Raw genomic sequence first — 16,546 nt, 5'->3', positions numbered from 1 at the left:
CCGTTCCCACAGCGGGATCACCGGCACGGTCGTCGTCGGCCGGCCTTCCGCCCGGGGCCCGTTCCCGATGGTGTCCGCCGCTTCCGTCCTCGGAGCCGGCTCCCTCAGTCCGTCGGTCGTCATCCCGTCACCCCCGCCAGGTCGTTACCGGTTCTCTCTTCCACGTCGTCCAGCCCGAGCAGCAGCCGCACGACCGGCAGCACGGCATCCGCGCGCGCCGTGTCGAGCTCGGGCCCGAAGCCGGGTATGCCGGAGCCGGCCGCTGCCGAACCGCCCCCGCCGCCCGGCCCGCGCCGGACGAGCTCGCCGAGGGTCCGGCGCACCCCGGGCTCGTACGCCGAGAACGTCCGCCGCAGCAGGGGCAGCACGTCCGTGAAGGCCTCCGCCGGCACTCCGGTCAGCCACGCGTCGACCAGCCCGAGCAGCCGCTCGTCGTGCACCAGGAGCATCCCGCCACCGGAGCCTCCTCCCACGAAGCCCTCGATCCACGCGGCCGCGTCCGCGGGCGGCGTGCCCGGTGACAGGACGAGCCCCATGAGCAGCGCCGCCTCGTCCTGCGCCAGCTCCCCGTCGTCGAGCAGGAGCCGCACGGCCCGCCCCCGGATCACCCCGGGCACGGTGTCCCGCCCGCACAGCACGCGCAGCACGGACTGCCAACGGCCTCTCAAGTGGCCGTGTCCCGCCGCGGGTGCGTCGCCCAGGAGTCCCACCGCCCCGTGCACCGCGTCCACATGGCGCCGCATCTCCTCGGCGGCGTCCGCGTCGAGCGCGGCGCAGGCCGGGGGCAGGCCGACGAAGACCCGCTCGGCCAGGCCCGCGGCGACCTCCGCCAGGGCCCCGGTGTCCGTGCCGCGCACATCGCCGTAGCGCAGGGAGCGGACCAGGGCCGGCAGCGCCTGGGCGAGATGGCCGACGTCCGTGTCGAGGGCCGCCCGGTCGGCGAGGATCCGCATCACCGTGGGCAGGGCGTCGGGCAGTTCGGCCAGCAGGCAGCGCTCGGCGAGCGCGGTGACATCGGCGAGGCCCTGCGCGGCGACCCCGTCCGCCTCGGCCTTCGCGGTCGCGGCAGACAGTACGGTCGTCCCCCACACACCGGCCTCGGCGACCCGCACCGACAGCTCGGGCTCCCAGCGCAGCCGCCAGGTCTCCCGGAACGTGCCCGTACTGCCGCGTGAGGCGGCCGGTTCGCCCCACCCGACTCCGAGCAATCGCAGCCGGTGCAGCAGCCTGCTGCGGCCGGCGTCGGTCTCCTTGCGCAGGTCGAGCTCCAACTCCCGCTCCAGCGCCTCCGGTTTCAGCCGCAGCCGGCGCTGGAGCCGGGCGAGGTCCCGCTGCAGCGGAACCGCCGGCGCCGTCGGCGGCACCTCCCCCAGCACGTCCCCCACGACCAGCCGGTCGTGCACCAGCGCCAGCGGTACGTCCGAGCCCTCGCACATCACCGCCCGCACCGCGTCGGTCGTCTCGCTCAGGCCGGGCAGCGGACGGCCGCGCATCGCGGCGAGCGTCTCGGCCAGCCGCACCGCCTCGATGACATGCGCGGAGGAGACGATGCGGTCCTCGGCGCGCAGCAGCCCGGCCACCTTGGTCAGCCACCGTTCGACCGGCCGGTCCGGGGCGCTGAACAGATGCCCGTACCAACCCGGCGACTCGATGCCGGCCCCGTATCCACTGATCCGGGACAGCCTGCGGTGGGTCCACGGCACCCAGGTCATGTCCGTCTTGACCTTGGGCAGCCCCTTCAGCAGCGCCTTGTCGGCCGCGACGGTCGCCTTCTGCCGCAGGGCGGGCACGTGCCAGGCCCCGCAGACGACGGCCACGCCGTCCTCGAACTCCCGCTGCGCGGCCCGCAGCTGGAGCCGCATATGGGCCTCCCGCACCAGGTCCCGCTCATGGCCCCCGACGCCGTAGGTCTCGCGCAGCGCCCCCATGGCCTCCTCGAGCACGGTGAACGGCGCGAGCGCGTCGCCCTTCCCCACGCCCCGGTGCTCCACGACGTCCTCCCACCACCGCTCCGGATCGTCGTAGCCGGCGGCCTCGGCGAGCACGCCGAGCGGATCGATCCGCAGGTCGGCTGGGCCGGGGCCCGAGTCGCTGTCGCCTTCGCCTTCGCCGTCGCCGTCGCCGTCGGCACTCGTCGCGTCCTCCTGCCTCCCCCAGGCCAGCGTGTGCGTGGCCGGCAGGTCGATGAAGCGGGCCGGGACGTCGTGTGCCAGGGCCCAGCGGATGGCGACCCACTCCGGGGAGAACTCGGCCAGCGGCCAGAACGACGAGCGGCCGGGTTCGTCCACGGCATGGGCGAGCAGGGCGACCGGAGGCCGCATCTCCTCGTCGGCGGCGAGCGGGATCAGGGCATCGGCCTCGGGCGGGCCCTCGATCAGCACGACCCGCGGCCGGGCCTCCTCCAGCGCGGCCCGCACCGCCCGGGCGGACCCCGGCCCGTGATGCCGCACGCCGAGCAGCAGCGGCCCGGCCCCGGCCCCCCGGCCCTCAGCCCTCTCCACGCCTGTCACGCCAACCCCCTCCCCCTCCACGCGCGCCCCTGCTGGCCCCTCCTCGTACCGCTCACACGCTCACCTCACGGCAGGCCCGGTAGAAGTCCTTCCAGTCGTCGCGCTCGCGGACCACCGTCTCCAGGTACTCCTGCCAGATGACGCGGTCGGCCGCCGGGTCGCGGACCACCGCGCCGAGGATGCCCGCGGCGACATCGCTGGGCCGCAGCACGCCGTCGCCGAAGTGGGCGGCCAGGGCGAGTCCGTTGGTGACGACGGAGATCGCCTCGGCCGTGGACAGCGTGCCGCTGGGCGACTTCAGCTTCGTGCGGCCGTCGGCCGTGACCCCGTCGCGCAGCTCCCGGAAGACCGTGACGACCCGGCGGATCTCGTCGAGGCCGTCGGGCGCGGCCGGCAGGTCGAGGGAGCGGCCGATCTGGTCGACGCGGCGCGAGACGATGTCGACCTCGGCCTCGGGGCTCTCCGGCAACGGCAGCACCACCGTGTTGAAGCGGCGGCGCAGGGCGCTGGACAGGTCGTTGACCCCGCGGTCGCGGTCGTTGGCCGTGGCGATCAGATTGAAGCCGCGGACCGCCTGCACCTCCTGGCCCAGCTCCGGTATCGGCAGCGTCTTCTCCGACAGGATCGTGATGAGCGTGTCCTGCACATCGGCCGGGATACGCGTCAGCTCCTCGACGCGGGCGGTCATGCCGTCGGCCATCGCCCGCATGACCGGGCTGGGCACGAGGGCGTCGCGGCTCGGGCCGTGGGCGAGCAACCGCGCGTAGTTCCAGCCGTACCGGATGGCCTCCTCCGGTGTGCCGGCGGTGCCCTGCACCAGCAGCGTGGAGTCGCCGCTGACCGCCGCGGCCAGGTGCTCGGACACCCAGGTCTTCGCCGTGCCGGGCACGCCGAGCAGGAGCAGGGCTCGGTCGGTGGCGAGCGTGGTGACCGCGACCTCGACGATGCGGCGCGGGCCCACGTACTTCGGTGAGATCACCGTGCCGTCCGGCAGCGTGCCGCCGAGCAGGTAGGTCGCGACGGCCCACGGCGACAGCTTCCAGCGGGCCGGGCGCGGGCGGTCGTCCTGCGCGGCGAGTGCGGCGAGTTCGCCGGCGAAAGCGTCCTCGGCGTGCGGCCGCAGCGCCTCGGTACCGTCGGTCTGCGACGTCGGTTCAACGGACACAGGCATGGCTGAGTCCCCCTCCAGCTCGGCCGGTTCGGATCTGGTGACCACGTTGCACCACACCACTGACAATGCGTTCTGACCTGCACAAACGCCCTGCCGGAGCCGCTCACGGACCCGATTGTCAGTGGTGGGATCTACCTTCGATGACATGACTCAGCAGGGGGTGCGCTGGACGGCGGACCAGGTGCTGGCACTGGCGCCTGACACCGCGTCACGCAAAGCGGGAAGCAAACTCGGCGCGGCGGGGCCGTGGTCCGAGGCGGGGAGTTCCGACGAGGGGACGGTGTGGGGGCTGTGCAAGGGCAGCGGAAGCAAGCCGTATCAGACGGTCGTCGACATCGCGGACGCCTCCGGGCCCGCGTACAAGTGCAGTTGTCCGAGCCGCAAGTTCCCGTGCAAGCACGCTCTCGGGCTGCTGCTGCTCTGGGCGGGCGGCGACGGAGCGGTGCCGTCGGGACAGGCACCGGAGTGGGCCGGGCAGTGGATAGCGGGGCGGCGCAAGCGCGCTGAGGAGAAGGGGCCGGGGGAGAGCTCGGGTTCGCCGTCCGGGTCCGCTGATCCGGAGGCGGCGCGGCGCCGTGCGGAACGGCGGGCCGAGCGGGTCACGGCAGGCGCGGTGGAGCTGGAGCAGCGCCTGGCGGACCTGTTGCGCGGCGGCCTGGCGACAGCGGAGCAGTCGGGCTACGGCCTCTGGGAGGAGACGGCGGCCCGCATGGTCGACGCGCAGGCGCAGGGCCTTGCCACGCGGGTCCGGGAGCTGGGGGCGATCCCGTCCACCGGTCCGGGCTGGCCGGTGCGGCTGCTGGAGGAGTGCGCGCTGCTGCATCTCCTCGGCCAGGGCTGGCTGCGCCGCGAGCGGCTGCCGGACGGTCTCGCCGCCACGGTCCGTTCCCGGATCGGCCTGCCGGCCTCCGCGGAGGGCCCGCCGGTACGGGACCGCTGGCTGGTGCTCGCCCAGTACGACACGACGGACCCACGCCTGACGACCCGCCGGATCTGGCTGCACGGCGCCGGCTCGCACCACACCGTGCTGCTCCTCTCCTACGGCGCCGCCGGCCGCGCCCCGGAGCTGGCGCTGCCGGTAGGCCTGAGCCTGGATGCCGAGTTGTCCGCCTACCCGGGCGCCGGGCAGCTGCGGGTGGGCCTGGGCGAACAGTTCGCACCACCCATGCCCACGGACATGCGTCCGCCGGGAGTGACGACATCGCAGGCGGCGGCCCGTTACGGCGACGCCCTGCGCGACGATCCATGGCTGGAGTCCGTCCCGGTGACGCTGGACCGGGTCGTCCCCACACCGGACGGCGGCTCCTGGCAGTTGGCGGACGCCGACGAGGACGCGGCGCTGCCGCTCACACCCGCCGCGCGTTCCCGGCCCGGCCTGTGGCGGCTCGTCGCCCTGTCGGGCGGCGCACCGGTCAGGGTCTTCGGCGAATGCGGCCACCAGGGCTTCACCCCGCTGACGGCCTGGCCCGAGGGCCCGGGCGACGCGGTGGCCCTGTGCTGAACCGACGGCGGCGGACCGGCCTTTCCGCCCCGAACCACCTTTTCCCCTCGACCCACCCTTCCCATGAATCAACCAAATCAACGCATCTTTCAGGCATCACGGGACAACCGGTAAGGGTGAGTCTTCAACCACTCCCGGGCGCCCCACGGAAAGGAAGCTCATGACCAGGACCTCCGCTCCTGTGGACGCGCCCGTCACGGGCGCCTGGGAGGGGCTCGTCACCACGGCGCTGCTGGGCACGGACCGGCGCACCCCGCCGGGCACCGGGCCGGGCCCGGAGGCACCGGTTGCCCTGCTGGACACGGCGGCGACGGAGACCGTGCGGCGCCGGGCCGGGCTGCGTCCGGCGCGGGCGGCGGAGCGCCCGCAAGCGGCCCCGGAGGACCCTCGTCCGCCGCTGCCGCCCGCGGCGGCCCGCAGACTCGCCCTGCTGCTGGCCGACCGCCCCGGTCCGTCCGGCGGTGGCCGCCGGGGCTCCGCGCCCGACCTGATGGAGCTGCTGCCCCAGTGGCTCGCGGCGGCCAACACCCGCGGTTTCGCACCGCCTCCGCACGCGCTTCCCGCGCTGCTGGACGCGGCCCGGGGGCGTACCGACCTGCGTCCTGCGGTACTGGAATTCGCCGGGCCGCGGGCCCTGTGGCTGGCGCGGCTGAACCAGGACTGGCGGTTCGCCCTGCGCTCGGCACCGGGCGGTGGGGCATCCCTGCCGCACGTCGATGACGACGACCGGATCCAGCAGCTGTGGCAGGAGGGCCTGTTCGCCGAACGGGTCGCTCTCCTCTCCGCCCTGCGCTCCCGCGAACCGGCCGCCGCACGCGAACTGATCGCGGCGACCTGGACGAAGGAACGGGCCGAGGACCGACTGATGTTCCTCGACTCCCTGCGCGCGGGCCTGGGCCCGGACGACGAGCCGTTCCTGGAACAGGCCCTGGCCGACCGCAGCCGCAACGTCCGGGCGACGGCGGCGGAGCTGCTGTCGGCGCTGCCCGGTTCGGCGCTCGCCGCGCGGATGGCGGTCAGGGCGGAGGCATGTGTGGCCATCGACCACACGCAGACCCCACAGGCCGCACCGGCAGCTCAGACTGCCCAGGCCGCACCGACCGCACCGACGATCGCCGTCGAAGCACCCCACGAGTGCGACCCGGGCATGGAGCGCGACGGCGTCGTGGCGAAGGCCCCGGCGGGGCGGGGAGAACGGTCCTGGTGGTTCGGCCAGTTGGTGGAGGCGGCACCGCTCGGGACCTGGTCGCGGCGCCTGGGCGGGCGGACGCCCCGGGAGATCGTGGCGCTGCCGGTGGCGGACGACTGGCAGGGCGAACTGCACGCGGCTTGGTGCCGCGCGGCGGTGCGCCAGCGGGACGCCGAGTGGTCGCGCGCGCTGCTCGGCGAACCCTCGGCGCCGGAGGCAGGCGGCCCGGGCGCGGTGTCCCTGGCCGAACGCGCCAAGCTGCTCGGCACGCTGGGCGCCGCCGAACGGGCCGAGTGGGTGGCCGGCTTCATCGCGACGCACGGCCTGTCCGAGGCCTTTCAGCTGCTCGGGGTGTGCGCGGTGCCGTGGTCCGGGCCGCTCGGCCGGGCGGTGGTGGACGCGCTCAACATCGCTCGGGACGCAGGGAGTTATCCATGGAGTTTCAGCGGGGTCATGGGCCTGGCCGAGCGCTGCCTCGACCCGTCCGAGGCCGGCCGTCTCGACGCTCTGCTGGCCGTACCGGACGAACCGGAGAACGCGTCACCCGGGGCCGGCGGCTACTGGGCGGAGGCCTTCCAGCGCCTGGTCACGACCCTGCGGCTGCGCGCGGCGATGGCGGAGGAACTGAGCGCGTCGTAGACCCGCTGGTACCCGACGACTGCGCGAGGAACCGGCCCCGGCCGACAAAAGCCCCACCAGCCCCGACCCCGGGCCCAGCTCCGGCTCCGGCTCCGGCTCCGGCTCCGACCAGCCGAAGCCGTCCCGGCCCCACCGCCGGAGGCCTACGCCCCGGCCGGCTGGCGTACGTTCGTCCGGACCCACTCCACGATCGACGTCGTCGTCGCGCCGGGCGTGAAGATCTCCGCGACGCCCTTCTCCTTCAGCAGGGGGATGTCCGCCTCGGGGATGATCCCGCCGCCGAAGACCAGGATGTCCGCCGCGTCCCGCTCCTTGAGCAGCTCGATCACCGCCGCGAAGAGCGTGTTGTGCGCGCCGGAGAGGATGGACAGCCCGATCGCGTCGGCGTCCTCCTGGATCGCCGTGCCGACGATCTGCTCGGGAGTCTGGTGGAGCCCCGTGTAGATGACCTCCATACCGGCGTCACGCAGGGCCCGCGCGATCACCTTGGCCCCGCGATCGTGGCCGTCGAGCCCCGGCTTGGCCACCACTACGCGGATCGGACCGGCTGCCACACCCATCACTGCCTCCATGAAGCGAATACATCCATCCGTACCGACAAGTACCGCACACATCGGGCACGCCGTACACGCCGCACCGCACGGACACCTCGCCCCGCATCGTCCGGGCAAGTGAACGAACGTTATCTCCAGGATCCCGCCACCGGCAGTTTCGCGCTGTGGACCGAGGGGGAAATCACACGGTGGGACAAGCGCAAGGGGAGCCGCGACGAAGTCGCCGTACCGCCGCTCCACCCACCACGCACAGCGGCGGTACGGCACTTCGGCGAAGACACGCAGGGCAAGAACCGCACGTACGGCACATACCGCACGCAGGGGACCACTGGCGCCACACACGCCACACACCACACTCGGGCCCCACGGCACACGCGGCTCAGGCCGCTCACGTGGTCATCGCCGGCCGTCTTCGCAGCAGCTTTCCACGAGGGCACACGGGGGGCGGAGCCGTCCTTCCGCGTGCCGACAGGAGGTCGGCCATGAAGGTCACCAGGGCTGCTCTGCCCTTTCTTCCGTTCTGCCAGCGCCTGCTGCCGAGCCGGCTGACGGGACTCTCCCTGGCACTTCTGAAGGCCACCGCACTGGAGATCGCGATCCTGGCCGGGCATCTCCTTCTCTATCCCTCCGGCATCACCCAGGAGCGACGAGCCCCCGCCCCGGCACTGCCCCCGGCGGACGGCGCAGCCCAACTGCCCACGGAGGCCAAGCCCCCGGTCGTCCTGCTGCACGGCTTCATCGACAACCGCTCGGTCTTCGTCCTGCTGCGCCGCAGCCTCGCCCAGCACGGCAGGCAGCAGATCGAATCCCTCAACTACTCGCCGCTGACCTGCGACATACGCGCCGCGGCCGAGCTGCTCGGCCGGCGCATAGAGGAGATCTGCGAGCGCACCGGAGCCCCGCGGGTCGATGTCGTCGGGCACAGCCTCGGCGGCCTGATAGCGCGTTACTACGTACAGCGGCTCGGCGGTGACGCCCGTGTCCGGACCCTCGTCACCCTCGGCACGCCGCACTCCGGCACCCGAGTCGCGCCCCTGGCGGACGCGCACCCCATCGTGCGCCAGATGCGCCCCGGCTCACCGGTGCTCGAGGAGCTCACTCGGCCCGCCCCTGACTGCCGTACGCACTTCGTCAGCTACTGGAGCGACCTGGACACCGTGATGGACCCGCTGGAGACGGCCCGCATCGACCATCCCGATCTGACGGTGCAGAACGTGCGGGTGACCGGCATCGGCCATCTCGCCCTGCCCGTGCACCCCGCAGTCGCCAACGGAATACGGCAGGTCCTCGACACGGCCCACCCGGGTGAACCGTCCGTCGATCACACCGGCGGCCTCACGGTGGCCTGACACCGGACCCGGCCGACGCCCGCCTCGCATCGAAATGTCGAACAAACTTCGAACACAAAGCCAAACCCGCGCCCGCCGTCCGCCAAAACACGGCCGAATGCCCGTTTCATGCGCGCGCGAAACCTGCCGAAGATTGTCGTGCCCGCGTACCGCCGGGTACAGTCGCCGCACTGCTCTGGCAGCCCCTGTTGTCGAGGCGAAAGAGAAGTTGGTGAACGACCGTCACCCGTCGGGGACCATGCCCCCGGCTCCGGCTTCCGAGGCCGCCTCGGCGCACTACGCGTCGTACGGCACCCAGGAAGCCCCGTACGGCGACTTCACCACGTACGGCGACTACGCCGCCACCGGATTCGACGCCACCGGCGTCCACACCACCGGTACGGACGGCGCCGGTTTCGATGCCACCGGGCACGCCACCGCGAGCTTCGCCAGCGACCCCCTCTTCGGCAACCTCCCGGGCAGCGGCTCCGACACGGGCACGTACGACACCGGTCACTGGCCCACGGGCACGCACGAGAACCCGCACTACGACGCGTACGCGGCCCAGCACCACGCCGCCTACGACACCGGTGTCTACGACACGACCTCCTGGCCGGCCCAGCAGCAGCCGCTGTCGGTCATCCCGCCGCAGGCCGCGTCCCCCGACGCCACCGGCCAGTGGGACACCGGCGCCTGGCTCAAGCCCGACCAGTCCGGCAATCCGGCCGACCAGACCCAGCAGTGGGAATGGGGCACGCAGGCCTTCGACACCGGCACCTACGACGCCACGCAGTGGAACTCCGACGGCTCCGCCGCGCCGTCCCCCGACGGGTACGAGCAGCACGCGGACGCCTTCCACCAGCAAGAGACGGCGACGTTCGAGCAGCTCGGCTACGACGAGGCCACCGGGGCCTCCTACGACGACCCCGCCGCGGACGGCGGTGAGCCGGCCGCCACCGGCGAACTGCCCACCGTCGCCCCGCTCCTGGACGGCCAGGAAGAGGTCGGCCCGCGCACCGCCGCACGGGCGGCCGCGCGCGCCGGGTCCCGTTCCCGCCGCCGTACGCCCCCCAAGCGCTCGGCGCTGATGACCATCGCGGTGCCCTCGGCGTGTGTGATGGGCGTCGCGGGGATCGCCGCCGCGTCCGTCGGCAGCCTCACCGAGGACAGCGCCGCGGAGGCGCAGACCACCGCGGCGGACGCGCAGCCGGTGCAGCCGGCCGCCGCCAACAACAAGCTGGACACACAGCTGCAGAGCCTCTCCGCCGGAGCCGACGACTTCGCCGACCGGGCCAGCCGTACGCAGGAACGTATCGACCTCAAGGCTCAGCAGGCGGCCGAGCGGAAGAGGGCGGCGGAAGAGGCGGCCCGCAAGGAACGGCTGCGCCCGAAGTTCGCCATGCCGGTCGCCCGCCACGGACTCAGCGCCCAGTACGGCCAGTCCGGCATCAACTGGATGTCCCTGCACACCGGCATCGACTTCCCCGTCTCGTACGGCACGACCGTGATGGCCGCGACCGACGGCACCGTCCGCACCCAGTGGAACAGCGCGTACGGCAACATGCTGATCCTGACCGCGAAGGACGGCACGGAGACGTGGTACTGCCACCTCTCCACCTACACGGTCCCCTCCGGTACGTCCGTGAAGGCCGGCGATCCGATCGCGCGCTCGGGCAACTCCGGCAACTCGACCGGCCCTCATCTGCACTTCGAGGTGCGTCCGGCCGGCGGCTCGCCGATCGACCCGCTCCCGTGGCTGCGCAGCCACGGCGTCGACCCGACGTAACGTCCCGGCGGCCCCCGCCGGTCCGGCCGGCGGAGGCTCACCTCACAGGACTACTGCCTCACGGGACTGCCGCCGCACCGGGCTACAGCTTCTCCACCGGTGCGTACCGCAGCAGCAGCCGCTTCGGCTTGGTGTCCCCGAAGTCGATCGTCGCCTCGGCGTTCCCGCCGGTGCCCTTGACCCCCACGACGGTCCCGAGCCCGAACTGGTCGTGCGTGACCCGGTCCCCGACAGCCAGTGCCACGACCGGCTTCTCGGAGGTACGGCGGGTGGCGAAACCTGAGGCTCCCGAAGCCGACGAACGCGAACGGGACGACGACAGCGAGGCCGCCACGGCGGAGACCGGCCCGGAGGACGCGGGCGCGGTCGCACCGGTCCGCTTCCACTCCAAGTGGGTCGGCGGGATCTCCTCCAGGAACCGGGAGGGCGGGTTGTACGACGGCTGGCCCCAGGCGCTGCGCAGGGTGGAGCGCGTCAGATACAGCCGTTCCCGTGCGCGCGTGATGCCCACGTACGCCAGGCGCCGCTCCTCCTCCAGTTCCTTGGTCTGGCCGAGGGCGCGCATGTGCGGGAAGACGCCGTCCTCCATGCCGGTCAGGAAGACGACCGGGAACTCCAGTCCCTTGGCGGTGTGCAGGGTCATCAGGGTGATGACGCCGTCGCCGTCCTCCTCGTCGGGGATCTGGTCGGAGTCGGCGACCAGCGCGACCTGCTCGAGGAAGTCGGCCAGGGTGCCCCGCTCGTCCTCGCCGCGCTCCTGCTCGAACTCCATGGCGACGGCGGCGAGTTCCTGGAGGTTCTCGATCCGGGTCTCGTCCTGCGGGTCGGTGGAGGCCTGCAGTTCGGCGAGGTATCCGGTGCGCTCCAGGATCGCCTCCAGCACGGTGGCGGGGCCGGCGCCGGACTCGACGACCGTACGGAGGTCCTCCATCAGCGTGTTGAACCGCTTGACGGCGTTGGTGGAGCGCGCGGCCATGCCGTACGCCTCGTCTACGCGCTTCAGCGCCTGCGGGAAGCTGATCTTCTCCCGCTGGGAGAGGGCGTCGATCATCGCCTCGGCGCGGTCGCCGATACCCCGCTTGGGCACGTTGAGGATCCGGCGCAGCGGCACCGAGTCCTCCGGGTTGGCCAGCACGCGCAGGTAGGCCAGGACGTCCCGGACCTCCTTGCGCTCGTAGAAGCGGACACCGCCGACGACCTTGTAGGGCAGGCCGACGCGGATGAAGATCTCTTCGAAGACACGGGACTGGGCGTTGGTGCGGTAGAAGACGGCGACGTCGCCCGCCTTCGCCTCGCCCGCGTCGGTGAGACGGTCTATCTCGTCGGCGACGAACTGGGCCTCGTCGTGCTCGGTGTCGGCGACATAGCCGGTGATCTGCGCGCCCGTGCCCGCGTTGGTCCACAGGTTCTTGGGGCGGCGGGACTCGTTGCGCTCGATGACCGCGTTGGCCGCGCTCAGGATCGTCTGCGTGGAGCGGTAGTTCTGCTCCAGCAGGATCGTCGTCGCGTTCGGGTAGTCCTCCTCGAACTGGAGGATGTTGCGGATCGTCGCGCCGCGGAAGGCGTAGATCGACTGGTCGGCGTCACCCACCACGCACAGCTCGGCGGGCGGCAGGTCGTCCGCGCTGGGCGGTACGTCGACGGGGTGCTCGGAGGTGCCCACGAGCTCCCGGACGAGGGCGTACTGGGCGTGGTTGGTGTCCTGGTACTCGTCCACCAGCACATGGCGGAAGCGGCGGTGGTAGTGCTCGGCGACGTCCGGGAAGGCGCGCAGCAGATTGACCGTCGTCATGATCAGGTCGTCGAAGTCGAGGGCGTTCGCCTCGCGCAGCCGCGACTGGTACATCGCGTAGGCCTGGGCGAGGGTCTTCTCGAAGCCGTCGGCGGCCTGGGCGGCGAAGTCCTCCTCGTCGATCAGCTCGTTCTTCAGGTTGCTGATCTTGGCGCTGAAGGACTTCGGCGGGAAGCGCTTGGGGTCGAGGTCCAGGTCGCGGCAGACCAGGGCCATCAGGCGCTTGGAGTCGGCGGCGTCGTAGATCGAGAAGCTCGACGTGAAGCCGAGCCTCTTGCTCTCCCGGCGCAGGATGCGCACGCAGGCACTGTGGAACGTCATCACCCACATGGCGTTCGCGCGCGGGCCGACGAGCTGCTCGACGCGCTCCTTCATCTCGCCGGCGGCCTTGTTGGTGAAGGTGATGGCGAGGATCTGGCCCGGGTGGACGTCCCGCTCGGCGAGGAGGTGGGCGATGCGGTGCGTGAGCACGCGGGTCTTGCCGGAGCCGGCGCCGGCCACGATGAGCAGCGGGGAGCCGGAGTGCACGACGGCGGCGCGCTGGTTGTCGTTCAGCCCCTCCAGGAGCGCGGCGGCGTCCACCGGCGGGCGCGCGGCGCCGTCCCGGTAGTAGGCGTCGCGGTCCGGCGGCACGTCGAACTTCCCGCCGAACAGATCGTCCGGAACGTGCTCCGATCCGTGATCGTCCTCGGGCGGCGGCGGGGGCTCGTCCGCGGGGCCCCGCTGGGCCTGGAGGTCCGCCAGGAAGCTGTCGTCAAAGAGGCTGCTCATCGCTCTCCGAGTCTAGGGCGCCCCACTGACAGCCCGCCGCCGCCCTGAGAACATCGCCGAAAGGACCCCCCTGTCACCCTCCAGGTCCACGCGATCACAGGCCGCTATGGCCTTCACAATTACGTGCGAATGGTGACCAACCCCCCTCGATTGATCACTCTCGGCGACGTTCATGAGCAAGGTCACGGAAATGTATCGGGCATATCACCCTTCAACCTTCACAAGGGCCACACGAGTTGGCTACCGTGCGAGGAGGCCACACGACCCCCACCGGCGAACGTCGCCGGGCCGCGTGGCCTCCGCCGAGTCCGGCGTGCCGCAGCGGCAGCCAGAGCCGGGGACCCACCGAGACCCCGGGGTGAATCGGCCCGACTCCCTTTCCGGAGAAGGCCGTAGGGCAACCCTTCCGAAGCATCCGCCCGAACCCGACAGCTAACCCGGTAGGCGGAGCATGGAAGGAGTCGCCTCCCTTGGCGTCGCACCGCAAGTCGCGTCCTACGGGTTCGCGCGTGGCAGGCATACGGACCCCCGCCCTCGCAACGGCGGCCCTCACCTCCGTGGCCCTGCTGTCCCAGTCGGCCAACGCCGCCCCCGAGGCCGACGACAAGCCCAGCCTCGAGGAAGTCGAGAAAAAGGTCGACGACCTCTACCGCCAGGCGGGGTCCGCGACCGAGAAGTACAACGGGGCCAAGGAGAAGACCGCCAAGCAGCGCAAGCGCGTCGACACCCTCCTCGACGACGTCGCCCAGCGCACCCAGAAGCTGAACGAGGCGCGGGAGGAGCTGGGCACCTTCGCCGCCGCCCAGTACCGCACCGGCGCCTCCGCCCCGGACACCGCCACGTTCCTGCTCGCGGACACCCCGCAGGACTACTTCGACCAGACCCAGCTGATGGACCGGATGACCGGCCGTCAGAAGGTGGCGGTCGACGACTACATCACCCAGCAGTCAGAGACGATGGAGAAGCGTCAGGAGGCCGCCGAGAGCCTCGAGACGCTCACCGAGTCACAGGGTGACCTGAAGACGGCCAAGGCGACCGTCCAGAGGAAGCTCGCCGACGCGCGCGAACTGCTGTCGAAGCTGACCGCCGAGGAGAAGGCGCGGCTCGCGGCGATCGAGAAGGAGAAGCAGCAGGAGGCCGCCCGCAAGGCCGCCGAGCTGGCCCGGCAGCAGGCCGAACAGCAGAAGGAGCGGGAGCAGGAGGCCGCCCAGCAGCAGGGCAGCGGCTCCTCCTCGGCGGGTTCGTCCTCGTCCGCGGGGTCGTCCTCGTCGTCCACCGCGCCCGACTCCTCGTACGCCACCAAGGCCGACAAGGCGCTCGCCTTCGCCCGCGCCCAGATCGGCAAGCCGTACGTCTGGGGCGCCACCGGCCCCGGCTCCTACGACTGCTCCGGCATCACCCAGGCCGCCTGGAAGGCCGCCGGGGTGACCCTGCCGCGGACGACGTACGACCAGGTCAACGCCGGCACCACGGTCCCCCTGGCCGACGCCCGGCCCGGTGACCTGGTCTTCTTCTACGACGATGTCACCCACGTCGGCATCTACATCGGCAACGGCATGATGATCCACGCTCCGAAGCCCGGCACGTACGTGCGCGAGGAGTCGATCTACTACGACGGCGAGTCGTCGATCCACAGCGTGGTGCGGCCGGCCTGACCGGTCTCGCACGTTTTTGGGGCCCCGCGCGCGTGCCCTGGCCGGTAACGCGCGCGGGGCCTCCTAGCATCGGCCGTATGCCCGGCACCTCCCCTTCTGTCACCTGGTGGGCGCAGCGTGCTCCGGCGGCCAGTGCCGCCGTGCTGGCGACCGGCACCCTGTCGGTCGGTCTGGATCTGTCGGGGTACGAGGTCCTCTCGCACATCACCCTCGGCCTGGCCTGCGCGGCCTGGCTGATGTTCGCCGCGGACTTCACCCGGCGGCTGCTGCGGGCCGGGACCAGGTGGCGGGCGTATGCGCGCAGGCCGGGCGTCCTCGAGAGCGTGACGACGGCCGCCCTCACCACCGTGGCGGCGACGGCCGTCCTGGGGACCGCCTTCTCGGCGGCCGGCTCCCAGGCTCTGGCCGTGACGCTGCTGGTGCTCGCCGTACTGCTCTGGCCGGTGCCGCTCGTCCTCGTCCCGCAGGGCGGGGAGCGGCGCAAGCCCGGGACGGTGTTCGCGCGCTGCATGGCCACGCAGGGGCTCGCCGTGCTCGGCGCCACGCTGGCCGCGGCCGAGTCGGAGGCCTGGTTCGCGCACGCGGCTCTGGTGCTGTTCTGGCTGGGGCTGGTGCTGTACGTCCTCGCCCTGGTCCGTTTCGATGTGCGGCAGGTGGCCGGGGGGACCGGCGATCACTGGCTCGCGGGCGGGGCGCTCGCCCTCTCGGCGCTCGCCGGGGCGCGGCTGCTCAGCGCCGACAGCGCGCGCCTGTACCTGTGGAACGAGGACGACCGGGACGTCCTGCGCACCGTCACCGTCGTGCTGCTCGTGCTCGCACTGGTCTGCTACGCCGTCCTGCTCGCCGCCGAGTTCCTGTGGCCCCGGCCCCGCCATGACGTCCGCCGCTGGGCGACCGTGTTCACCTGGGCCAAGACGGGGACGGCGGCCCTGGCCGTCGCCGTCGCCCTCGACGTCTCCTGGCTCGACGGGTTCGGGGAGGCGCTGTTGTGGATCGCGGTCGCGGCGTGGCTCGTGGCCGCCGCCTGGACGGCGGCCTCGGCCCGTTCCGGGCTGCTCCCCGGGCGCCCGGTCAGGTCCAGAGCACGGCGATGAAGATGTTCGCCGTGGTCAGCAGCCCGACCAGGCCGAACAGGCCCTTGTCCACCTTCTCGTCGTCCCGTTTCACGTAGACCAGGCCGAGGATCACGATCAGGAGGGCCAGCTTCACGCCGATCTTGATGTTGTTCACGGACTGGTCGTCGGCCTGGTTGAGGCCGACCAGGATCACACCGGTGACCAGCATCGTCAGCGCGCCGTGCAGCATCGCCGGGGTGTAGCGGGCGGTGCCCTCGCCTATCGCCTTCATCTGGGTGAGAAAGCCGCCCAGGAGCGAGGCGATGCCGATGATGTGGAGGCCGACGAAGAGGTGGATGAGTACGTCCATGAGGCCGGAGCCTAATCAGGGGGTCCGATCCGCCCGACACCGGCCCACCGATGCATAAATGCGCCCCATAGCACCCGATCACCGTCACTCGCCCATGATTCGACGCATCGGTCATCACGCTGAGTTAAGGCGACGGCGTCACGGCGGGATCGCGGTCGCATACGGTCACCGTCGGTCCTCTCGGAACAGTTCCGCGCACCGGCCACGGGCCCGCCATGGCGAGGT

General features: G+C 72.2%; 11 protein-coding genes and 1 riboswitch. Of the genes, 6 read left to right on the top strand and 5 right to left on the bottom strand.

The genetic code is table 11. The annotated features are described in order from the left end of the window. Positions 1 to 119: 119 nt before the first annotated feature. Together OHU35_RS26445 and OHU35_RS26440 are read right to left on the bottom strand one after the other, a co-directional pair. Positions 120 to 2,510 (bottom strand): DUF5682 family protein, encoded by a 2,391-nt coding sequence (locus OHU35_RS26445; protein WP_189722764.1) that lies wholly within the window; start codon positions 2,508 to 2,510, stop codon positions 120 to 122. Between the two features lie 52 nt (positions 2,511 to 2,562). Next, positions 2,563 to 3,681, bottom strand: a complete 1,119-nt coding sequence (locus tag OHU35_RS26440; protein WP_405507117.1) for an AAA family ATPase — start codon at positions 3,679 to 3,681, stop codon at positions 2,563 to 2,565. Between the two features lie 145 nt (positions 3,682 to 3,826). Between OHU35_RS26440 and OHU35_RS26435 the strand changes: the two genes are divergently transcribed. Further along, positions 3,827 to 5,182: an SWIM zinc finger family protein gene (locus OHU35_RS26435; protein ID WP_405507116.1), complete on the top strand. Its 1,356-nt coding sequence runs from the start codon at positions 3,827 to 3,829 to the stop codon at positions 5,180 to 5,182. A 160-nt stretch (positions 5,183 to 5,342) separates the two neighbouring features. Continuing rightward, positions 5,343 to 7,010 carry a DUF5691 domain-containing protein gene (locus OHU35_RS26430; protein ID WP_405507114.1) on the top strand — a complete coding sequence of 556 codons (1,668 nt, stop codon included), beginning with the start codon at positions 5,343 to 5,345 and terminating at the stop codon, positions 7,008 to 7,010. A 143-nt stretch (positions 7,011 to 7,153) separates the two neighbouring features. Here the strand turns inward: OHU35_RS26430 and OHU35_RS26425 are convergent, their stop codons facing one another. Then, positions 7,154 to 7,570: a cobalamin B12-binding domain-containing protein gene (locus OHU35_RS26425; RefSeq protein WP_189722760.1), complete on the bottom strand. Its 417-nt coding sequence runs from the start codon at positions 7,568 to 7,570 to the stop codon at positions 7,154 to 7,156. A 476-nt stretch (positions 7,571 to 8,046) separates the two neighbouring features. Between OHU35_RS26425 and OHU35_RS26420 the strand changes: the two genes are divergently transcribed. Both OHU35_RS26420 and OHU35_RS26415 read left to right on the top strand, forming a co-directional pair. After that, the gene (locus OHU35_RS26420; protein WP_189722759.1) at positions 8,047 to 8,913 is read left to right on the top strand and encodes a triacylglycerol lipase; all 867 of its coding nucleotides are present in this window, start codon (positions 8,047 to 8,049) and stop codon (positions 8,911 to 8,913) included. 97 nt (positions 8,914 to 9,010) lie between these two features. After that, the gene (locus OHU35_RS26415; protein WP_405507113.1) at positions 9,011 to 10,678 is read left to right on the top strand and encodes a M23 family metallopeptidase; all 1,668 of its coding nucleotides are present in this window, start codon (positions 9,011 to 9,013) and stop codon (positions 10,676 to 10,678) included. An 82-nt stretch (positions 10,679 to 10,760) separates the two neighbouring features. Here OHU35_RS26415 and pcrA read toward each other — a convergent pair whose 3' ends face one another. Further along, positions 10,761 to 13,241 carry a DNA helicase PcrA gene (gene pcrA, locus OHU35_RS26410; RefSeq protein WP_189722757.1) on the bottom strand — a complete coding sequence of 827 codons (2,481 nt, stop codon included), beginning with the start codon at positions 13,239 to 13,241 and terminating at the stop codon, positions 10,761 to 10,763. 304 nt (positions 13,242 to 13,545) lie between these two features. Continuing rightward, positions 13,546 to 13,703, top strand: a riboswitch (cyclic di-AMP (ydaO/yuaA leader). Positions 13,704 to 13,711: 8 nt separating this feature from the next. Here pcrA and OHU35_RS26405 point away from each other — a divergent pair. Next, positions 13,712 to 14,896, top strand: a complete 1,185-nt coding sequence (locus OHU35_RS26405; RefSeq protein WP_189722756.1) for a C40 family peptidase — start codon at positions 13,712 to 13,714, stop codon at positions 14,894 to 14,896. 77 nt (positions 14,897 to 14,973) lie between these two features. Then, entirely contained in the window at positions 14,974 to 15,990 is a 1,017-nt protein-coding gene (locus OHU35_RS26400) for a hypothetical protein (protein WP_359887137.1), read from the top strand. On the opposite strand, the gene OHU35_RS26395 is transcribed toward OHU35_RS26400, so the two are convergent. Continuing rightward, positions 15,968 to 16,321: a hypothetical protein gene (locus tag OHU35_RS26395; protein WP_189722754.1), complete on the bottom strand. Its 354-nt coding sequence runs from the start codon at positions 16,319 to 16,321 to the stop codon at positions 15,968 to 15,970. The genes OHU35_RS26400 and OHU35_RS26395 overlap by 23 nt on opposite strands. Positions 16,322 to 16,546: the final 225 nt, after the last annotated feature.

The organism is Streptomyces purpurascens (genome assembly GCF_045040895.1).
GTDB classification, from domain to species: Bacteria; Actinomycetota; Actinomycetes; order Streptomycetales; family Streptomycetaceae; genus Streptomyces; species Streptomyces purpurascens.
Note: the sequence above shows the minus strand (reverse complement) of the source record. Positions and strands in the feature narration are given on the sequence as shown.

What these genes read in the sequence shown, in the direction of transcription:
- OHU35_RS26440 (WP_405507117.1), bottom strand. Translation starts at nt 3,681, where the DNA reads ATGCCTGTGTCCGTTGAACCGACGTCGCAGACCGACGGTACCGAGGCG.
- OHU35_RS26435 (WP_405507116.1), top strand. Translation starts at nt 3,827, where the DNA reads ATGACTCAGCAGGGGGTGCGCTGGACGGCGGACCAGGTGCTGGCACTG.
- OHU35_RS26430 (WP_405507114.1), top strand. Translation starts at nt 5,343, where the DNA reads ATGACCAGGACCTCCGCTCCTGTGGACGCGCCCGTCACGGGCGCCTGG.
- OHU35_RS26425 (WP_189722760.1), bottom strand. Translation starts at nt 7,570, where the DNA reads ATGGGTGTGGCAGCCGGTCCGATCCGCGTAGTGGTGGCCAAGCCGGGG.
- OHU35_RS26420 (WP_189722759.1), top strand. Translation starts at nt 8,047, where the DNA reads ATGAAGGTCACCAGGGCTGCTCTGCCCTTTCTTCCGTTCTGCCAGCGC.
- OHU35_RS26415 (WP_405507113.1), top strand. Translation starts at nt 9,011, where the DNA reads ATGCCCGTTTCATGCGCGCGCGAAACCTGCCGAAGATTGTCGTGCCCG.
- pcrA (WP_189722757.1), bottom strand. Translation starts at nt 13,241, where the DNA reads ATGAGCAGCCTCTTTGACGACAGCTTCCTGGCGGACCTCCAGGCCCAG.
- OHU35_RS26400 (WP_359887137.1), top strand. Translation starts at nt 14,974, where the DNA reads ATGCCCGGCACCTCCCCTTCTGTCACCTGGTGGGCGCAGCGTGCTCCG.
- OHU35_RS26395 (WP_189722754.1), bottom strand. Translation starts at nt 16,321, where the DNA reads ATGGACGTACTCATCCACCTCTTCGTCGGCCTCCACATCATCGGCATC.